The sequence below is a fragment of the Actinomadura sp. GTD37 genome, from assembly GCF_041951365.1.
Lineage (GTDB): Bacteria > Actinomycetota > Actinomycetes > Streptosporangiales > Streptosporangiaceae > Spirillospora.
In genome coordinates, this window is record NZ_JBGNUS010000001.1 from 2,832,471 (window position 1) to 2,851,916 (window position 19,446).

16 protein-coding genes are annotated in these 19,446 nt (G+C 71.9%); 8 read left to right on the top strand and 8 right to left on the bottom strand.

Annotated elements, in window-relative coordinates; translation table 11 throughout:
- Positions 1-42: 42 nt before the first annotated feature.
- Positions 43-624, top strand: a complete 582-nt coding sequence (locus ACA511_RS13875) for a YceI family protein (protein WP_375024609.1) — start codon at positions 43-45, stop codon at positions 622-624.
- Positions 625-646: 22 nt separating this feature from the next.
- Here the strand turns inward: ACA511_RS13875 and ACA511_RS13880 are convergent, their stop codons facing one another.
- The 3 genes from ACA511_RS13880 to ACA511_RS13890 form a co-directional block, all read right to left on the bottom strand.
- Entirely contained in the window at positions 647-988 is a 342-nt protein-coding gene (locus tag ACA511_RS13880; protein WP_375024610.1) for an HAD family hydrolase, read from the bottom strand.
- Between the two features lie 192 nt (positions 989-1,180).
- On the bottom strand, positions 1,181-3,007 hold the full coding sequence (locus ACA511_RS13885; RefSeq protein ID WP_375024611.1) for a glycosyl hydrolase family 18 protein: 1,827 nt from the start codon (positions 3,005-3,007) through the stop codon (positions 1,181-1,183).
- Positions 3,008-3,201: 194 nt separating this feature from the next.
- Positions 3,202-3,672 carry a MarR family winged helix-turn-helix transcriptional regulator gene (locus ACA511_RS13890; RefSeq protein WP_375024612.1) on the bottom strand — a complete coding sequence of 157 codons (471 nt, stop codon included), beginning with the start codon at positions 3,670-3,672 and terminating at the stop codon, positions 3,202-3,204.
- A 63-nt stretch (positions 3,673-3,735) separates the two neighbouring features.
- On the opposite strand from ACA511_RS13890, the gene ACA511_RS13895 reads away from it, so the two are divergent.
- A complete protein-coding gene (locus ACA511_RS13895) occupies positions 3,736-4,152 on the top strand; it encodes a cupin domain-containing protein (protein ID WP_375024613.1) in 417 nt (138 codons plus the stop codon).
- Here the strand turns inward: ACA511_RS13895 and ACA511_RS13900 are convergent, their stop codons facing one another.
- Both ACA511_RS13900 and ACA511_RS13905 read right to left on the bottom strand, forming a co-directional pair.
- Positions 4,153-4,797, bottom strand: coding sequence for a LuxR C-terminal-related transcriptional regulator (locus ACA511_RS13900; RefSeq protein ID WP_375024614.1), 645 nt, complete (start codon positions 4,795-4,797; stop codon positions 4,153-4,155).
- Positions 4,749-6,056 (bottom strand): sensor histidine kinase, encoded by a 1,308-nt coding sequence (locus tag ACA511_RS13905; RefSeq protein ID WP_375024615.1) that lies wholly within the window; start codon positions 6,054-6,056, stop codon positions 4,749-4,751. Before ACA511_RS13905 ends, ACA511_RS13900 begins: the two co-directional genes overlap by 49 nt.
- 266 nt (positions 6,057-6,322) lie before the next feature.
- On the opposite strand from ACA511_RS13905, the gene ACA511_RS13910 reads away from it, so the two are divergent.
- The gene (locus ACA511_RS13910; RefSeq protein WP_375024616.1) at positions 6,323-8,899 is read left to right on the top strand and encodes a Tex family protein; all 2,577 of its coding nucleotides are present in this window, start codon (positions 6,323-6,325) and stop codon (positions 8,897-8,899) included.
- A gap of 64 nt (positions 8,900-8,963) precedes the next feature.
- On the opposite strand, the gene ACA511_RS13915 is transcribed toward ACA511_RS13910, so the two are convergent.
- Complete coding sequence (locus ACA511_RS13915) at positions 8,964-10,115, bottom strand: hypothetical protein (protein ID WP_375024617.1); 1,152 nt, start codon at positions 10,113-10,115, stop codon at positions 8,964-8,966.
- A 227-nt stretch (positions 10,116-10,342) separates the two neighbouring features.
- Here ACA511_RS13915 and tig point away from each other — a divergent pair, with 227 nt between their 5' ends.
- From tig to clpX, 4 genes are all read left to right on the top strand, one after another.
- Positions 10,343-11,854 carry a trigger factor gene (tig, locus tag ACA511_RS13920; RefSeq protein WP_375024618.1) on the top strand — a complete coding sequence of 504 codons (1,512 nt, stop codon included), beginning with the start codon at positions 10,343-10,345 and terminating at the stop codon, positions 11,852-11,854.
- A gap of 356 nt (positions 11,855-12,210) precedes the next feature.
- On the top strand, positions 12,211-12,843 hold the full coding sequence (locus ACA511_RS13925; RefSeq protein WP_375024736.1) for a ClpP family protease: 633 nt from the start codon (positions 12,211-12,213) through the stop codon (positions 12,841-12,843).
- A gap of 61 nt (positions 12,844-12,904) precedes the next feature.
- Entirely contained in the window at positions 12,905-13,555 is a 651-nt protein-coding gene (locus ACA511_RS13930; protein WP_375024737.1) for an ATP-dependent Clp protease proteolytic subunit, read from the top strand.
- Positions 13,556-13,728: 173 nt separating this feature from the next.
- Positions 13,729-15,003 carry an ATP-dependent Clp protease ATP-binding subunit ClpX gene (gene clpX / locus ACA511_RS13935; protein WP_375024619.1) on the top strand — a complete coding sequence of 425 codons (1,275 nt, stop codon included), beginning with the start codon at positions 13,729-13,731 and terminating at the stop codon, positions 15,001-15,003.
- A gap of 54 nt (positions 15,004-15,057) precedes the next feature.
- On the opposite strand, the gene ACA511_RS13940 is transcribed toward clpX, so the two are convergent.
- Together ACA511_RS13940 and ACA511_RS13945 are read right to left on the bottom strand one after the other, a co-directional pair.
- The gene (locus tag ACA511_RS13940; protein ID WP_375024621.1) at positions 15,058-15,714 is read right to left on the bottom strand and encodes a response regulator; all 657 of its coding nucleotides are present in this window, start codon (positions 15,712-15,714) and stop codon (positions 15,058-15,060) included.
- Entirely contained in the window at positions 15,715-16,506 is a 792-nt protein-coding gene (locus ACA511_RS13945; RefSeq protein ID WP_375024623.1) for a sensor histidine kinase, read from the bottom strand.
- 197 nt (positions 16,507-16,703) lie between these two features.
- On the opposite strand from ACA511_RS13945, the gene ACA511_RS13950 reads away from it, so the two are divergent.
- Positions 16,704-19,325: a valine--tRNA ligase gene (locus ACA511_RS13950; RefSeq protein ID WP_375024624.1), complete on the top strand. Its 2,622-nt coding sequence runs from the start codon at positions 16,704-16,706 to the stop codon at positions 19,323-19,325.
- Positions 19,326-19,446 lie beyond the last annotated feature (121 nt).

Sequence of the window (19,446 nt, forward strand, 5' to 3'; positions counted from 1 at the left end):
CCGATCGGAACCGCCTTACCATTCATAACCCAAGGAGACAGCATGACGGCCGAACTTGTCGAGATCCCCGGCTACATCGCGGGCACCTGGGCGATCGACCCGGCCCACTCCGGCGTCGGCTTCACGATCAGGCATCTGATGGTGAGCAAGGTCCGCGGCCGCTTCGGGACGTTCGAGGGGACGATCGTCACCGGCGACGACCCGCTCGACTCCTCGGTCACCGCGACCGTCGACCTGTCCTCGATCGACACCGGCAACGCCCAGCGCGACGAGCACGTCCGGTCCGCCGACTTCCTGGACGTCGCGAAGTACCCGGCCATGACCTACCGCTCCGCGGGACTGCGGCGCGACGGCGACGACTACGTCCTGGACGGCGAGCTGACGCTGCGCGGCCTCACCAGGCGGATCCCGCTGAAGCTGGAGGTGGGCGGCTTCGGGCCGGACCCGTTCCGGCAGGACGACCCGTTCAAGGGCGCCCGGGCCGGGTTCACGGCGACCGGCGAGATCGACCGGCTGGAGTTCGGCGTCGGCGACACCACCAGGATCCCGGGCGGTAACGGACTCGGGCTGGGCCAGAGGGTGGAGCTCGTCCTGGAGATCGAGGCGGTGCTCCAGACCGAATGACCGGCGTGGCGGCCTGCGCGGGTCAGCGCTCCCCGAGCAGCCGGGGGAGGGCCTCCAGCGTCGTGATGCGCGGGACGGCCAGGTCCTCAGGGACGGGGCCGCCGGAGCGGTCGAGCCAGATGCCGGCCAGGCCCGCCGCCACGGCGCCCTGGGCGTCGGTGACGAGCCGGTCGCCGACGTAGGCGGCCTCGTCCGGGAGGACGCCGAGGCCCGCGCAGGCCGTCCGGAAGATCCCGGCGTCCGGCTTGGCGGAGCCCGCCTCGCTGGACGCCACGACGCGCCGCCCGGCCCCGCGGGACCGCGGGTGGAGCCGGTTCGCGACGGCCGTGGAGGCCGCCTCCGCGGCGCTGTTCCTGATGGCCAACGCTACATGAGCGGCGAGGTCCTCACGGTGGACGGCGGGCAGTCGCTCACGTGACTCGGGAGACTCGCGTGACTCGGGAAAGGGGCGGGCCCCTGACCGGCGTCCGTTAGGTCAGGGGCCCGATGTCTCGGCCGTCCGAGGGGCTGGGAGTACCCCTTCTGCGAACAGCTCGGCCGAGACCGCTCAGCGTCCTCAGCCGAGACCGCCGCGCATGGCGCCGATCAGTTCGCCGTTCGCGGTGTCGCCGCTGAGTTCCCAGAAGAAGGCGCCGGCCAGGCCCTCGTCCTTGGCGTAGGCCATCTTCCCGCCGATGGTGGACGGGGTGTCGTAGCTCCACCATTCGCCGCCGCACTTGGCGTAGGCGGTTCCGGCGACGGTGCCGGTGGCGGGGCACTTGCCCTTGAGGACCTTGTAGTCCTCGATGCCGGCCTCGTAGGTGCCGGGCGCGGCGCCGGTGGCGGTGCCGCCGGGCTCGGACTGGGTGACGCCCGTCCAGCCGCGCCCGTAGAAGCCGATGCCGAGCAGCAGCTTGCTCGCCGGGACGCCCTTGGCCTTGAGCTTGGCGATGGCGTCGGCGCTGTTGAACCCGGCCTGCGGGATGCCCGGGTAGGACGTGAGCGGCGAGTGCGGGGCCGTCGGTCCCTGCGCCGCCCAGGCGCCGAAGAAGTCGTACGTCATCGGGTTGAGCCAGTCGGCGTACTGGGCCGCGCCCGCGTAGTCGGTCGCGTCGATCTTGCCGCCGGAGCCGGCGTCGGCGGTGATCGCGGCCGTCACGAGGTTGCCCGACCCGAACTTGGTCCGGAGTGCGGACATCAGCTTCTCGAACGCGTCCGGCCCGCTGGTGTCGCAGGTGAGGCCGCAGGCGTTCGGGTACTCCCAGTCGATGTCGATGCCGTCGAAGACGTCCGCCCAGCGCGGGTCCTCGACCAGGTTGTAGCAGGACTCGGCGAACGCGGCCGGGTTCTGCGCGGCCTGGCCGAAGCCGCCGGACCACGTCCAGCCGCCGAACGACCAGATGACCTTCAGGTTCGGGTGCAGCTTCTTCAGCTTGCGGAGCTGGTTGAAGCTGCCGCGCAGCGGCTGGTCCCAGGTGTCGGCGACGCCGTCGACGCTCTGGTCGGCGGTGTAGGCCTTCTCGTAGTCGGCGTAGCCGTCGCCGATGGCGCACTTGCCGCCCTGGACGTTGCCGAACGCGTAGTTGATGTGGGTCAGCTTGTCGGCGGAGCCGCTCGTCTCGATGTTCTTGACGTGGTAGTTCCGCTGGTAGACGCCCCACTCGGCGAAGTAGCCGACGACCTTGTCCCCGCCGCTGCCGCCGCCGCTCTCGTCGGTGGTGACCGACACGGAGGCCGACGCGGGGGAGGTGTTCCCGGCGGCGTCGCGCGCCTTGACGGTGAAGGTGTAGGCGGTCTTCGCCGACAGCCCGCCGATGGTCGCGCCGGTGCCGGTCGTGGAGGCGGCCTTGGCGCCGCCGTTGTAGACGTCGTAGCCGGTGACGCCCACGTTGTCGGTCGCCGCGTTCCAGGCCAGGGACACGCTCGTCGCGGTCTTGCCGGTGGACCGGAGGCCGGACGGGGCCGCGGGGGCCTCCGCGTCGTCGCCGGGCGTGCCCGAGCCGTCGCAGGACGCGCCGTTGACCGTGCAGCCGGTGAACCAGCCGGAGCCGCTGCCGCCGAACCCGAAGCTCGTGCTGGCGCCGGCGGCGATCGTGCCGTTCCAGCCCGTGTTGGTGAAGGTGTAGTGGTTGCCGGAGACGGTCTTCGCCGCGTCCCACACGTTGCCGACGGACGTCCCGGACGGCATGTCCGCTTCGAGTTTCCAGCCGTTGACGGCGGAACCGGTCCCGTTGGTGATGGTGCAGCTTCCGTCGAAGCCGGTGCCCCAGTCGGAGCCCTTCTTGCAGGTGGCGGTGACGGTCCCCGCCGACGACGCCGGGGGCGCCGTGAGCAGGGCGGTGGCCGCCGCCAGTGTCGCTGCGCCGGCGAGCGCGATCGCCCGCCGTCCGCCCGGTCTTGACATGATTCTCCGTTCGGTCCGGCCCCCGAATCAAACAGGAATCCCCGCTCAATTCTTAGGAAAGTTTCCTAAGAATTGGGAGGATGGTAACCGGGCCGCACGGCGCGTTCAAGGGCCCGCGGCGAGCCCGCGGACCCGCGCGCGAGTGGTCTAAGCGGCTGCCTGGACTCCTACGGTCGCCGGCCGCGGAAAAATCCTCAGCCGGTGCCGAACCAGCCGGGCATGTCGAGCCGCCACGGCTCGGCGGGCGTCATCCGGCGCAGGTCGTCCTCCAGGGCGCCGAGGCGGTCCGCGCCGAGCGCGCGGGCCCAGTCGCCCCGGATCCGGTCGAAGATCCGCGCGGACCGGGCGAGCGAGTCCGTCCCGCGCGCGGTCAGCCGGACGATCTTGCGCCGGGCGTCCCGGGGATCGGCGCCGCGCTCGACGTAGCCGGCCCGCTCCAGCGACTCGACCATCTTGCCCGCGGCCTGCTTGGACACCCCGAGCCGGCGGCCGAGCTCCACGGCCGTCGTGCCGTGCGGCCCGATGGCCTGGAAGACGAACCCGTGCATCGGGCGCAGGTCGGGATGCCCCTCCCGGGCCAGCTCGGCGTGCACCTCGTCGATGATCACGCGGAAGGCCAGGAAGAAGCGCAGCGGCAGCTCGAAGCCCGGGGGATCGCTTGACATGAAAGACAACCTCGTTGACTATATGGACAACCACATTGTCCAACTTAGGGGATCGGGGAACCGATGACACTCGTCCGCGCCGCCGCGAGCCGCCGCACCGAGACGCCCAACGGCGTCATGACCACCTTCGCGACACCGACCCAGGGAGGGACGGAGGGCATCGCCGTCTGGCGCGTCGACATGACGCCCGGCAGGACCGGCCCGCTGCACGCCTTCGACACCGAGCAGGTGTGGACGTTCCTCGACGGCGCCGCCACCGTCGACCTGGACGGACGCGAGCTGGCGGCCGGCCCCGGCGACACCGTCGTCCTGCCCGCCGGCCTGCCCCGGCAGATGACGGCCGGCGACTCCGGGTTCGCCGCCGTCGTCGCCGCCCACGCCGGCTGCCTCGCCTACGACCCCGACGCGGTCGTGGACGCGGCCAAGTGCGAGATCGCGCCGCAGGGGGACGAGCGCATCGTCCCGCCCTGGGCGCAGTGATCAGGCGCCGAGATAGGCGAGGACGGCCAGCACCCGCCGGTTGTCGTCCTCGGACTGCGGCAGCCCGAGCTTGCCGAAGATGCTGTTGGTGTGCTTGCTGATCGCCTTCTCGGTGACGAACAGCTGCCCGGCGATCGCCGCGTTCGAGCGGCCCTCCGCCATCAGCCCGAGCACCTCGCGCTCGCGGGGGGTCAGCCGCTGCAGCGGCTCCTCGCGGGCGTGCCGGGTGAGCAGCTGCGACACCACGTCCGGGTCGAGGGCGGTGCCGCCGTCCGCGACCCGGCGCACCGAGTCCACGAAGACCTTGACGTCCGACACCCGGTCCTTCAGCAGGTAGCCGATGCCGCCGCCGCCGCCCGACAGCAGCTCCCGCGCGTACAGCTGCTCCACGTGCTGCGACAGCACCAGCACCGGCAGGCCCGGGATCTCCTTGCGCGCCTCCAGCGCCGCCCTCAGCCCCTCGTCGGTGAACGTCGGCGGGAGCCGCACGTCCACCACCGCGACGTCCGGCCGGTGCGCGGTCAGCGCCCGCAGCAGCGACGGCCCGTTGTCGACGGCCTCCGCGACCTCGAGACCGAACGCCTCCAGCAGGCGGATCAGCCCGTCCCGGAGGAGGGCGAGATCTTCGGCGATGACAACGCGCACGGCAGCTCCAGGGTCACGACGGTCGGCCCGCCGGGCGGGCTCGTCACCGCCATCGTCCCATCGAAGGCGGCCAGCCTGCGCTCGATGCCGCGCATGCCGCCGCCCGCCGCGGGGTCGGCGCCGCCCGCCCCGTCGTCCCCGACGATCATGAGCAGCCGGCCGCCGGAGTGCTCGATCTGGATCCAGGCCCGCCGCGCGGCGGAGTGCTTGACGACGTTGGCGAGCATCTCCGCCACCGCGAAGTAGGCCGCGGACTCCACCGGCGCCTCGGCCCGCCCCGGCAGCTCGACGTGCACGTCCACCGGCAGCGGCAGGGTCAGCGCCAGGGCGCGCACGGCCCCGTCCAGCCCGCGCTCGGCCAGCACCGGCGGATGGATGCCCCGCACCAGGTCGCGCAGCTCCGTGAGCGCCGACCCGCTCGCCTGCCGGGCCTCGGCCAGCAGCTTCCGCGCCGTCTCCGGGTCGTGCTTCATCATCTCCTCGGCGAGCCCGATGTTCATGCTCAGCGCCACCAGCCGCGCCTGCGCGCCGTCGTGCAGGTCCCGCTCGATGCGGCGCAGCTCGGCGGCCGAGGCGTCCACGGTCTCCGACCGCGTCTCGGTGAGCCGCCGCACCCGCTCGGCCAGCGCGGACCGCGTCGGCGCCAGCAGCGACCGCCCGAACAGCGCGTGCGCCTTCAGGATCGCCCCGGCCGCCGGGAGCGAGAGCACCAGGAGCAGGGCGCCGCCGCCGACCGTCCCCGCGAACCCGGCCGCGCCGTAGTCGTCGATCATCCAGAACGGGCCCCAGCCGTAGTCCGTCAGCAGCGCGACCCACCACGCCACGAACACGCCCTCCAGCCCGTACACGGTCAGGCCCCCGGCCAGCACCCCGAGGACGAGCGCGACCGGCACGTTCAGCAGCGACCACAGCAGGTCCCGCCAGGTCGCCGGGTCGCCGAGCACCCACCTCAGCCGCCCGACCGGACCGGACGCCCCGGCCGGTTCCGGCCGGTACGGCACCGGGATCGGCACGTCGTGCCAGTCCGCGGCCAGGGTCCGCTGCAGGTTCGCCACCGCCCGGATCGCCAGCAGCACCGGCGGCGCCAGCACGACCCCGACGCCCAGCGGGATGAACGCGATCGACAGTACGGCCAGGATGAACAGCGGGAGGTTCACCGCGTAGGCCAGGACGATCTGGGCCGCCGCGCGGACGACGTTGAGGAACGTCGCGCGGGCGAGCCCGCCCAGCCGGCCGATGAGGGGATTCCTGCCGTCCACCCGTCCTCCAAGGGGTCCCGATGTCCTGGGGAGCCAGCAGTGCGGGCTCCCGGTTCCACCATTGTGTCGCCGGACGCCCAGCGCCCCAGTGGTGCTAAGCCCCCGATCCGGGCGGATCATGGGGGAGTTAGCCCTACCCTGCTGGCGCAGTGAGCGGGACGGCCGGTCCCCCCGGCCGGTCCGTCATTCCAGCGGTGACAAGACAACCGGCCCCTTTCCCTGGACAATGCACAGGCGACACCCAGGGGAGAAAGCGAATCCAAGCTGTGACAGCGACCTTCAGCCAGACGTCCGCCGGCCAGAACGGGCCGCCCACGCCGTCCATCACCCAGCGCATCGCCGAGGAGATCGGCGTCCGCGAGGGGCAGGTGCGGGTCGCGGTGGACCTGCTCGACGGCGGGGCGACCGTCCCGTTCATCGCCCGATACCGCAAGGAGGCGACCGGCACGCTCGACGACGCGCAGCTCCGCGCGCTGGAGGAGCGCCTGCGCTACCTGCGCGAGCTGGACGAGCGGCGCGCCGCCATCCTGGAGTCGGTCGAGTCGCAGGGCAAGCTCACGGACGAGCTCAAGGCCCAGATCACGGCCGCCGACTCCAAGGCGCGGCTGGAGGACATCTACCTCCCGTACAAGCCGAAGCGGCGCACCAAGGCGCAGATCGCCCGCGAGGCCGGCCTCGAACCGCTCGCCGGGCTGCTGCTGGACGACCCGTCCCGCGACCCGCAGGCCGAGGCCGCCGCCTACGTGGACGCCGAGAAGGGCGTCGCGGACGCGACCGCCGCGCTGGAGGGCGCCCGCGCCATCCTCGTCGAGCGCTTCGCCGAGGACGCCGACCTCATCGGCGCGCTGCGCGAGCGCATGTGGAACCAGGGCCGCATGCTCTCCCGGGTCCGGGAGGGCAAGGAGGAGAGCGGCGCCAAGTTCGCCGACTACTTCGCGTTCGCCGAGCCGTTCGCCAAGCTGCCCTCGCACCGCGTCCTCGCGCTGTTCCGGGGAGAGAAGGAAGAGGTCCTCGACCTCGACCTGGAGCCCGAGCAGGCCGACGACTCCGCCGCGCGCAGCTCGTACGAGGCGGAGATCGCGCGCCGGTTCCAGATCACCGACCAGGGGCGTCCGGGCGACAAGTGGCTGTCGGACGCCGTCCGCTGGGCCTGGCGCACCCGGATCCTCGTCCACCTCGGCATCGACCTGCGCACCCGGCTGCGGCAGGAGGCCGAGGACGAGGCGGTCCGCGTGTTCGCCGCCAACCTGCGCGACCTGCTGCTCGCCGCGCCCGCCGGCACCCGCGCCACCATGGGCCTCGACCCGGGCCTGCGCACCGGCGTCAAGGTCGCCGTCGTGGACGCCACGGGCAAGGTCGTCGCCACCGACACGATCTACCCCCACGAGCCGCGCCGGAAGTGGGACGAGTCGATCGAGACCCTCGCCGGGCTCGCCCGCGCGCACAAGGTCGACCTCGTCTCGATCGGCAACGGCACCGCGTCCCGCGAGACCGACAAGCTCGCCGCCGACCTGATGGCCCGGCACCCCGACCTCGGGCTGACCAAGATCATGGTGTCGGAGGCGGGCGCGTCGGTGTACTCGGCGTCGGAGTACGCGGGCCGCGAGCTGCCCGGCATGGACGTCTCGCTGCGCGGCGCCGTGTCCATCGCCCGCCGCCTCCAGGACCCGCTCGCGGAGCTGGTCAAGATCGACCCCAAGTCGATCGGCGTCGGCCAGTACCAGCACGACATCTCCGAGGTGAAGCTGTCCCGCTCCCTGGACGCCGTCGTCGAGGACTGCGTGAACGCCGTCGGCGTGGACGTCAACACCGCGTCCGCGCCGCTGCTCACCCGCGTGTCCGGCATCGGCGAGGGCCTCGCGGAGAACATCGTCGCGCACCGCGACGCCAACGGCCCGTTCCGCGGGCGCCGCGGGCTGAAGGACGTCCCGCGCCTCGGCCCGAAGGCGTTCGAGCAGTGCGCGGGCTTCCTGCGCGTCCCCGGCGGGGACGACCCGCTGGACGCCTCCAGCGTGCACCCCGAGTCCTACCCGGTCGTCCGCCGGATCCTGGACGCCGCCGGCGGCGACGTCAAGGGCCTCGTCGGCAACACCGCCGTGCTGCGCTCGCTGAAGCCGGAGCGGTTCGTCGACGACACCTTCGGGCTGCCGACCGTCGGCAACATCCTCGCCGAGCTGGAGAAGCCCGGCCGCGACCCGCGCCCGGCGTTCAAGACCGCCACGTTCAAGGAGGGCGTCGACAAGCTCGCCGACCTCGAACCCGGGATGCTCCTGGAGGGCGTCGTCACGAACGCCGCCGCGTTCGGCGCGTTCGTGGACGTCGGCGTCCACCAGGACGGTCTCGTCCACATCTCCGCCATGTCCGACAAGTTCGTCGAGGACCCGCGCGATGTCGTCAAGCCCGGCGACATCGTCCGCGTGAAGGTGCTGGACGTCGACCTGCAGCGCAAGCGCATCTCGCTGACCCTGCGCCTGGACGACGAGCCCGGCGCGGGCAGGCAGGGCGGCGGCAGGCCCGAGGGCGGCCGGCAGGGCGGCGGTCGCCAGGGCGGTGGTCGGCAGGGCGGCGGGCAGGGCGAAGGCAAGCAGGGCGGCGGCGGGCGTCCCGACCGCGGCGGCCAGGGCCGGCGCGGCGGCGGCCAGCCCCGCGGTGGCCAGGGAGGCAGTGGCCAGGGAGGCAGCGGGCAGGGAGGCGGCGGTCAGGCCAGGGGCGGCCAGCGCGGCGGCGGTCAGGCCGGAGGCGGCCAGGGCGGCGGGCAGGGCGGCGGCGGCGCCATGGCGGACGCCCTCCGCCGGGCCGGCCTCGACAAGGGCCTCCCCGGCGGCGGCCGCAAGGGCCGCTGAGAGAGAGCGGTCCCCGGCCTCAGCGGAGGCCGGGGACCGCTCTATCGGGACTCGCCGCCCGGACTCAGTCGCCGAACCCGCGCCATCGCCCGTCCGCCCCCGTCTCGGTGGGGTTCTGCGGCCGGACGGGACGGCGCGGCGGCGCGTCCTCGCGTGGCGCGTACCCCTCCGGTGGGTTGTACGGGCCCTGGCCGAGCGGGTCCTGCGCGTAGGGGGACCGCTGCGGCGGCACCGGCGCGCCGTGGACCTGCCCGAGCCGCGGCCCGCCCAGCGCGGGCCCGCCGAACGCCGAACCGCCGAACGGGTCCTGCGCGGCGTACGCGTCGTCCTCGCGGGACGGTTCCTGCGGCTCCTCCTCGACCGGACGGTGCTTGGGGAACTGCACGACGGCCACCGCGCCCAGCGCCAGCGCGCCGAGCCGCATCGCAGAGTGCGCCGCGTCCTGCGGCCACGGCTCCCCGTACAGGAACGTGCCCATGGTCAGCAGGTACGACTTGGCGGCCACCGTCATGACCGTCGCCACGATCGACACCCGGCAGCGCTGGAACGCCATCACCATGATCCCGAACCCGATGCCGGCCGCCAGCACCGTCAGGTACGGCCACGGCGTCGCGATGATCTCCAGGCTCGTGGCGTGCGGGTCGTCGCTCCACCCCTTGATCGCCAGTTCGGCGGTGCCGACCGGGAAGCCGGCGCTGAGCCCGTAGGCGATGCCGGTGACGGGGCGCGCGTGCCGGCCGTCCGGCCGGTAGTCGCCGAGGACGAGGATCAGCACCGGCACCGCGATCGCCGGGGCGACCACGACGGCGAGCTTCCACAGCGGCGCGTCGGCGGTGCCGATCGGCTCGTCCCCGCTGAGCGAGGCGGTGAGCAGCAGGATCGCCGCGCCGATCAGCACCAGGCTCAGCCACTCGCGCGCGGTGAGGCGCTCCCCGAAGAACACCAGCGCGATCAGCAGCAGCGGCACCATGCCGGACATGAAGATCGGCACGGCCTGGGACAGCGGCAGGTTCCGCAGCGCCAGGATCTGCAGGCTGAGCCCGCCGAGCACGATTCCGAGCGCGATCAGGAAGATCCAGTTGCTGACGATCACCCAGATCATGTTCAGGATGCGGTTGCCCCGGACGGCGGGCATCCGGTCCGCCGCCAGTTTGAAGACGGCGAACCCGAGGTAGTAGAGAGCGGTCGCACTGGAGGCCGCGGCTATCCCGTTCATCCCGGACGAGTATGGGCCTTCCGGTCACTTCTGTCACTGCCTGTGCGGCATCGTTGACGCGGATTCGGAGGCCCGGTGCGCGGCCGGTGGCCGCAGCCGGGGCCGCGACCCCATACACTTGACGCGCGAAGGCGCGGAGCCGTATTTCGGCGTGCCCGCGCCCCTCGAGTTGAGCACGCGTCGAACGCCGCGGCCGAGACAGCGCCCGATCAAGGAGACCTACCCCAGTGAAGACCGATGTCGAGGAGCTGACCCCCACCCGGGTCAAGCTCACCGTCGAGGTTCCGTTCGACGAGCTCAAGCCGAACCTCGACAAGGCGTACAAGGAGATCTCGCAGCAGGTGCGGATCAAGGGCTTCCGGCCCGGCAAGGTCCCCGCCCCGCTGATCGACAAGTACGTCGGCCGGGGTGCGGTCCTGCAGGAGGCCGTCAACGACGCGCTTCCCGAGCTGTACGGGCGCGCCGTCGAGGAGTCCGAGATCTTCGTCCTCGGGCAGCCCGACGTCGAGGTGACCGAGCTGGACGACGGCACCCAGTTCGCCTTCACCGCCGAGGTCGACATCCGGCCGAAGTTCGAGGTGCCCGAGTACGACGGCCTGGAGGTCGTGGTCGACGACGCCGAGGTCACCGACGAGCAGGTCGAGGAGACCATCGGCAACCTCCGCGAGCGGTTCGCCTCCCTCACCAACGCCGAGCGCGCGGCCGAGGAGGGCGACTTCGCCTCCATCGACCTCGTCGCCCGGATCGACGGCGAGGAGATCGAGGACGCCTCCACCACCGGCTACTCCTACGAGGTCGGCAGCGGCTCGGCCGTCGAGGGGCTCGACGAGGCGCTGGTCGGCCTCGCCGCCGGCGAGGACAAGACGTTCACCGGGGCCCTGGTCGGCGGCGAGCACGCCGGCGAGGACGCCGAGATCACCGTCACCGTGCAGAGCGTCAAGATCAAGAACCTGCCCGACCTGGACGACGAGTTCGCCCAGCTCGCCAGCGAGTTCGACACCATCGACGAGCTGCGCGACGACGTCCGGACCCGGCTCGGCCGCCAGGTGAAGCTGCAGCAGCTGTCCGAGGCGCGCGACAAGGCCCTCGAGGCGCTGCTGGAGAAGGTCGACATCCCGCTTCCCGAGAAGGTCGTGGAAGAGGAGATCGGCCGCCGCAACCAGCAGCTGGAGCAGCAGCTCCAGATGGCCGGCATGACCAAGGAGGACTACCTCAAGGACGAGGAGAAGTCCGCCGAGGAGTTCGACACCGAGGTCGCCGACGCGGCCCGCCTCGCGGTCAAGGGCGGGTTCGTCCTCGACCAGCTCGCCGTCCAGGAGGAGCTGGGCGTCGAGAACGAGGAGCTCAGCGAGTACGTCGTCACGCAGGCGATGCAGATGGGCGTGCAGCCGCAGCAGCTCGCCGAGTACCTGACGCAGAACAACCAGCTTCCGGCGATCGTCTCGGAGGTGCTGCGCAGCAAGGCGCTGAACCTCGTCGTCGAGCACGTCACCGTCAAGGACGAGTCGGGCAACGAGATCGACGTCGAGGCCGTCCAGCGCGAGCTGAACGGCGACACGGGCGAGACCGTCCAGGCCGAGACGGCCGAGACGGCCGAGAGCACCGACGACGCCGCCGAGACGGCCGAGGACGCCGCCGAGGCCGGGGAGACCCCCGCGGAGACGGCTGAGGCCGCCGCTGAGGAGGCCCCCGCCGCCGAGGCGAAGGACGAGAAGGACGCGAAGGACAAGGACGCCTAAGGCGCTCTCCCGCGCGTCGCGCACACGCCCCGCATCCGTACACCGGGTGCGGGGCGTGTCGTATGCGCGGGGCCGGGCGGGCGCGGGTCGCCCGTCCCGGACGGCCCCGGGTGACCCCTTCCGGACGGCCCGCCGCGTATGGGCGGTGCGAACCGGGGGATGAGGTGGACGTCCCCGCGCGGCGTCCGGCACGGCGTCCCGTTGGCGAGGATCGTCCGGAACGCGGGCGGGGGTCCGGCGACGCGCGGGTACGCCCCTGGCGAAAAGGCGGCCCCCCGGGCTTAAGCGGGTCCTGTGGCGCGTTAATGTCCAATCATCCGAACCGATTAAAAGGACCGGAGGAACACCCGGTGAGCATGCCTCCGACTTTCGACGAGTCGTCGCGGATCCAGGCGCGGGTCGCCGAGGCGCCCCTGTCGCCCCTGGGCGACCAGCTGTTCCAGCGGCTGCTGCGCGAGCGCATCGTCTTCCTCGGCCAGCAGGTCGACGACGACATCGCCAACCGCATCTGCGCCGAGCTCCTGCTGCTGTCGGCCGAGGACGGCCGGCGCGACATCACGCTCTACATCAACTCGCCAGGCGGCTCCGTCACCGCCGGCATGGCGATCTACGACATCATGAAGTACGTCCCGAACGACATCGTCACGGTGGGCATGGGGCTCGCCGCGTCGATGGGCCAGTTCCTGCTGTGCGCCGGCACCACCGGCAAGCGCTACGCGCTGCCGCACGCGCGGATCATGATGCACCAGCCGTCCGGCGGCATCGGCGGCACGGCCTCCGACATCAAGATCCAGGCCGAGCAGATGCTGTACGTCAAGAAGACGCTCGCCGAGAAGATCGCCGAACACACCGGCCAGTCGCTCGACCAGATCGAGCGCGACTCCGACCGCGACCGCTGGTTCACCGCCGACGAGGCCAAGGACTACGGGTTGGTCGACCACGTGGTGCTCAGCGCCACCCAGGTGCCCTCCGAGGGCCCCGTCTCCTGACGACCGCACAACGATTCGGAGGCACGCAGTGAGCGACCTGTACCGACCCGGCTTCGCCGATATGGTCCGGCCGGGCGCCGGCCCGATGCCGGTCGACAACCGCTACATCATTCCGTCGTTCGTCGAGCGCACCACGTACGGGGTCAAGGAGATGAACCCGTACAACAAGCTGTTCGAGGAGCGCATCATCTTCCTCGGCGTGCAGATCGACGACGCGTCCGCCAACGACGTCATGGCCCAGCTCATCACGCTGGAGTCCATCGACCCGGACCGCGACATCAGCATCTACATCAACTCGCCGGGCGGGTCGTTCACGGCCATGACGGCCATCTACGACACGATGCAGTTCGTCAAGCCCGAGATCCAGACGGTCTGCATCGGGCAGGCCGCGTCCGCCGCCGCGGTGCTGCTCGCGGCCGGGACGCCGGGCAAGCGGGCCGCGCTGCCCAACTCGCGGATACTGATCCACCAGCCCGCGACCGAGGGCACCTACGGCCAGTCCAGCGACATCGAGATCCAGGCGCGCGAGATCATGCGGATCCGCGAGCTGCTGGAGAGCATCCTGGCCGAGCACAGCGGCCGGAGCATCGACGATGTCCGCCGCGACATCGAGCGCGACAAGATCCTCACGGCGGACGAGGCGAAGGACTACGGTCTCATCGACGACGTCTTCGCCAGCAGGAAGCGGAAGGCCGAGGTAGTGTCGTCGTGAGACGGCACTGGGACTAGGGAGACCCCCGGCCCGGGCGCCACACTTCCGGGCCAGGGGCTTTCCAAGTCCGTTGGAGGCGGTAACGTCGAATCCAACGTCGAGAGCCTTCGGGACGCAACCGAGCTGCGCCGCATCCTCCAGGGCGGGCGGCCCCACGAAAAGGAGACAGTTGGGTGGCACGCATCGGCGACGGTGGTGATCTGCTCAAGTGCTCGTTCTGCGGGAAGAGCCAGAAGCAGGTCAAGAAGCTCATCGCGGGTCCGGGCGTGTACATCTGCGACGAGTGCATCGATCTCTGCAACGAGATCATCGAGGAGGAGCTCTCCGAGACCTCCGACCTCAAGTGGGACAACCTGCCCAAGCCGCGGGAGATCTACGAGTTCCTCGACTCCTACGTCATCGGGCAGGACACGGCGAAGAAGGCGCTGTCCGTCGCCGTGTACAACCACTACAAGCGGATCCAGTCGGGCGACGCCGGCAGGGACGACCCGGTCGAGATCGGCAAGTCGAACATACTGCTGCTCGGCCCCACCGGATCCGGCAAGACGCTACTCGCGCAGACGCTCGCAAAACTCCTCAACGTCCCGTTCGCGATCGCGGACGCCACGGCGCTGACGGAGGCCGGATACGTCGGGGAGGACGTCGAGAACATCCTCCTCAAACTGATCCAGGCGGCCGACTACGACGTCAAGAAGGCCGAGACCGGGATCATCTACATCGACGAGGTCGACAAGGTCGCCCGCAAGAGCGAGAACCCGTCCATCACCCGGGACGTCTCGGGCGAGGGCGTCCAGCAGGCCCTGCTGAAGATCCTGGAGGGCACCACCGCGAGCGTCCCGCCGCAGGGCGGCCGCAAGCACCCCCACCAGGAGTTCATCCAGATCGACACCACGAACGTGCTGTTCATCTGCGGCGGCGCGTTCGCCGGGCTGGAGAAGATCGTCGAGTCCCGGGTCGGCAAGCAGGGCATGGGGTTCGGCGCGCAGATCCGCTCCAAGTCCGACTTCGAGGTGTCGTCGGCCGTGCTCGGCGACGTCATGCCGGAGGACCTGCTGAAGTTCGGGATGATCCCGGAGTTCATCGGCCGCCTCCCGGTGATCACGTCCGTGCACAACCTGGACCGTGAAGCCCTCATCAACATCCTCACCGAGCCGAAGAACGCGCTGGTCCGCCAGTACCACCGCCTCTTCGAACTCGACGGGGTCGACCTGGAGTTCACCGACGACGCCCTGGAGGCGATCGCCGATCAGGCCATCCTGCGCGGCACCGGCGCCCGCGGCCTCCGCGCCATCATGGAGGAGGTCCTCCTCTCCGTGATGTACGAGGTCCCGAGCCGCCAGGACGTCGCGCGCGTCGTCATCACCCGGGAGGCCGTCCTGGAGCACGTGAACCCGACGCTCGTCCCCCGCGACCGCCCCAAGCGCGAGCCGCGCGAGAAGTCCGCCTGAGCAGACGCGGGACGCCCTCGACCTCCGGTCGGGGGCGTTTCGCGTGCCCGGGGGTCAGCGGGGGGTGGACTCGCCGAGGCCGGCTTCGCGGGCCAGGACGATGGCCTGGGCGCGGTCGGCGACGTGCAGCTTCATGAAGATGTTCGAGACGTGGTTGCGGACGGTCTTCTGGCTGAGGAAGAGCGTCCCGGCGATCTCGGCGTTGCTGCGGCCCTGCGCGATCAGTTCGAGGACCTCCCGTTCCCGTTCGGTCAGCTGCGGGAACGCGGCCTGCCTCGGGTCGGGCATGTCGGTGAAGTAGGTGAGGACGCGGCGCGCGATCTCCGGGCCGTAGATGGCCTCGCCGGCCGCGACCGCGCGGACGGCGCGGGCGATCTCCTCGGCGCCGGACTCCTTCAGCAGGTAGCCGCGGGCGCCGGCGCGCATCGCCGCGAAGACGGAGTCGTCGTCGCGGAACATCGTCAGCACCAGCACGCCGATGCGCGGGCTGGTGCGGGTGATGGTGCGGGTGGCCTCGATGCCGTTGCCGCCGGGCATGTGCAGGTCCATGACGACGACGTCGGGTTGCAGCTCGGCGGACAGCCGCACCGCCTCCGGCCCGTTCTCCGCCTCGCCGACGACCTCGACGCCCAGCGCCTGCAGGAGACCCTTCAGGCCCTGCCGGAACACCGGGTGGTCGTCGGTGATCAGGACCCGGATGGTCTCCGTCATCTACGCCCGCCTTCTGCCGACCGAAGGACGATGATACCCGGCGGCGTTCTCCGCGGCGCTGAGCGGGAGCCGGACGGTGACGAGGGTCCCGCCGCCGTTCCGGGACGTGACCACGCAGCTGCCGCCGATCTCGGCGGCCCACTCCTTCATCGCGGCGAGCCCGCGGCGCGTCTTCGGGGCGCCGCGCGCGGCGTCGGCCAGGCCGGGCCCGCTGTCGGCCACCACGAGGTGGAGGTCGGTGTCGCGCTTCAGCCGGACGGACGCGCAGCTCTCCGGCGCGTGCAGCCGGACGTTCGTGAGGGCCTCCTGCGCGATCCGGTACGCGGCCACCTCGACGGCCGCGGGCAGCCCCGCGGGCTCGCCGTCGAACCGGACGTCCACCCGTTCGCAGCAGCCGTCCGCGAACGACTCGATGGCGGCGACGAGGCCGAGGTCGTCGAGCGCGGGGGGCCGCAGCCCGTGCGCCAGGTCGCGGATCTCGCCGACGGCGCTCGCCAGCCGGTTGCGGACCTCGGCGAGCAGCGGGTCGGTCCGCTCCGGCTCGCAGGCGAGGGTGATGCGGGCGGCGTCGAGCGACATGGCGAGGCTCGCCAGCGTCGGCCCGAGCCCGTCGTGCAGGTCGTGCCGGAGCCGCCGGCGCTCCTCCTCGCGGCTGGCGAGGATCCGCTCCCGGGAACGTTGCAGGTCCGCGGTGAGCCGGTGCAGGTGAGGGATGGTCGCGGCACGTGCCGCCACGGCCCCCGCGGTGAACGCGCCGGCCAGCACGGCGGCGCGTGCCAGTACCGCTCGCATCCCGTCCCTCTCTCTCCGCCCCGGTGTCGCGGACCATTGCCGACCACCTTTTCGGGCGAGGCGACCCGGTGTCAGGTGACCTGTGTCCCGACCGCGGCGGGAAAACGCTCTCAGGGCCTCGCCGGCGGCGGTCCGCGGCGCACGTGCGGGCGTCCCGGGGGCGTCCCACCCCCGCCGTCCCCGTAGAATCGTCAGCCGTGACACAGCCCAGCACTGAGCGCGGCCAGGGGGCCGCCGCGGACGTCGACCTCCCCACCCAGTACCGACCGGCCGACGTCGAGGGCCGGCTCTACGAGCGGTGGGTATCGGCGGGGCTGTTCACCGCCGACCCCGCGCGCGCCCCGGAGCGTCCCGCGTACTCGATCGTGATCCCGCCGCCGAACGTGACCGGTTCGCTGCACATGGGGCACGCCCTCGACCACTCCATCCAGGACGCCCTCGTCCGGCGGCGCCGCATGCAGGGTCACGAGGCGGTGTGGGTGCCCGGCATGGACCACGCCGGCATCGCCACCCAGAACGTCGTGGAGCGCGAGCTGGCCAAGGAGGGCCTGTCGCGGCACGACCTCGGGCGCGAGGCGTTCGTCGAGCGGGTCTGGCAGTGGAAGGCGGAGTCCGGCGGCCGGATCCTCGGCCAGATGCGCCGCCTCGGCGACAGCGTCGACTGGACGCGCGAGGCGTTCACGATGGACGACGACCGCGCCAGGGCCGTCCGCACCATCTTCAAGCGGCTGTTCGACGACGGCCTGATCTACCGCGCCGAGCGCATCATCAACTGGTGCCCGCGCTGCCTGACGGCCCTGTCCGACATCGAGGTCGAGCACGAGGACGTCGACGGCGAGCTGGTCTCGATCCGGTACGGCTCCGGCGAGGACGAGCTGGTCGTCGCGACCACCCGGGCGGAGACGATGCTCGGCGACACCGCCGTGGCCGTCCACCCCGGCGACGAGCGGTACGCGCACCTGGTCGGGCGGGAGATCGAGCTTCCGCTGACCGGCCGCCGCATCCCGGTCGTCGCCGACGAGCACGTCGACCCCGCGTTCGGCACGGGCGCGGTCAAGGTGACCCCGGCGCACGACCCGAACGACTTCGAGATCGGCCGCCGGCACGACCTGCCGTCCATGTCCGTGATGGACGAGCGCGGCGTCGTCACCGCGTCCGGCCCGTTCGAGGGCCTCGACCGCTTCGAGGCGCGCCCGGCGGTCGTGGCCGCGCTGCGCGAGCAGGGCCGGATCGTCGCGGAGGTCCGGCCCTACAAGCACTCGGTCGGGCACTGCCAGCGCTGCTCGACGGTCGTCGAGCCGCGCGTGTCGCTGCAGTGGTTCGTGAAGGTGGAGTCGCTGGCGCGGGAGGCCGGGAACGCCGTCCGCGACGGCCGCGTCAAGATCCACCCGCCGGAGATGGCGTCCCGCTACTTCGAGTGGGTCGACAACATGCACGACTGGTGCATCAGCCGGCAGCTGTGGTGGGGGCACCGCATCCCGGTCTGGTACGGGCCCGGCGGTGAGGTGGTCTGCCCGGGGCCCGACGACGAGCCGCCCGCCGGCTGGACGCAGGACACCGACGTCCTCGACACCTGGTTCTCCTCGGCGCTGTGGCCGTTCTCCACGCTCGGCTGGCCCGACAAGACGCCCGAGCTGGAGCGGTTCTACCCGACGTCCGTGCTGGTGACCGGGTACGACATCCTGTTCTTCTGGGTCGCCCGCATGATGATGTTCGGGCTGTACGCGATGGACGGCGTCCAGCCGTTCGACACCATCGCCCTGCACGGGATGGTCCGCGACCAGTTCGGCAAGAAGATGTCCAAGTCGTTCGGGAACGTGATCGACCCCCTCGAATGGGTCGACGCGTACGGCGCCGACGCGACCCGCTTCACGCTGCTGCGCGGCGCGAACCCGGGCGGCGACGTCCCGGTGGCCGAGCAGTGGGCGCAGGGCTCGCGCAACTTCTGCAACAAGCTGTGGAACGCGACCCGGTTCGCGCTCATCAACGGCGCGCACGTCCGCGGCGCCATGCCCGCCGAGGTGACGACCGTCGACGCGTGGATCCTGTCGCGCCTCCAGTCGGTCATCGCCGACGTCGACGAGCACCTGGCGGACTACGACTTCGCGAAGGCGTGCGAGGCGCTCTACCACTTCGCGTGGGACGAGGTCTGCGACTGGTACGTGGAGCTGGCGAAGGTCCAGCTGGCGGACGAGCGGGCCGAGGCGACGCGCCGCGTGCTGGGCGAGGTCCTCGACAAGCTGCTGCGGCTGCTGCACCCGGTGATCCCGTTCGTCACCGAGGAGCTGTGGACGTCCCTGACCGGTGGCGAGACCGTCCTCACCGCCGCGTGGCCCGCCGCCGAGCCCGCCCGCGCCGACCGGGACGCCGAGGCCCTCGTGGAGTCGCTGCAGCGGCTCGTCACCGAGGTCCGCCGGTTCCGCGCCGACCAGGGCCTGAAGCCCGGCCAGAAGGTCGCGGCGGCGCTGGAGTGGGGCGGTTCGCCGCTGGCCGCGCACGAGGAGGGCGTCCGCGCGCTGCTGCGCCTCACCGCACCCGGCGACGGGTTCTCCGCCACCGCGTCGCTGCCCGTGGAGGGCGTCGCGGTGCGGCTCGACACCGCCGGCGCGATCGACGTCGCCGCCGAGCGCAAGCGGCTGGAGAAGGACCTCGCCGCCGCCCGCAAGGAGGTCGACCAAGCGCGCCGCAAGCTCGGCAACGAGGCGTTCATGGCGAAGGCCCCCGAGGCGGTCGTCGCGAAGAACCGGGACCGGCTCGCCCAGGCGGAGGCCGACATCGGCCGGTTGGAAGCGCAGCTGGCGGCGCTGCCGGCGGGCTGACGCGGGCGGGCCGCCGGTCCGGCGGGTCACGAGCGCGTGAACCCTCGGCGCGGCGGGCCCGTCGCGGTTACGATCCGGTTGGGCCCGCGGGCTTATGGCGGTACATGAACCATCGGGAGTG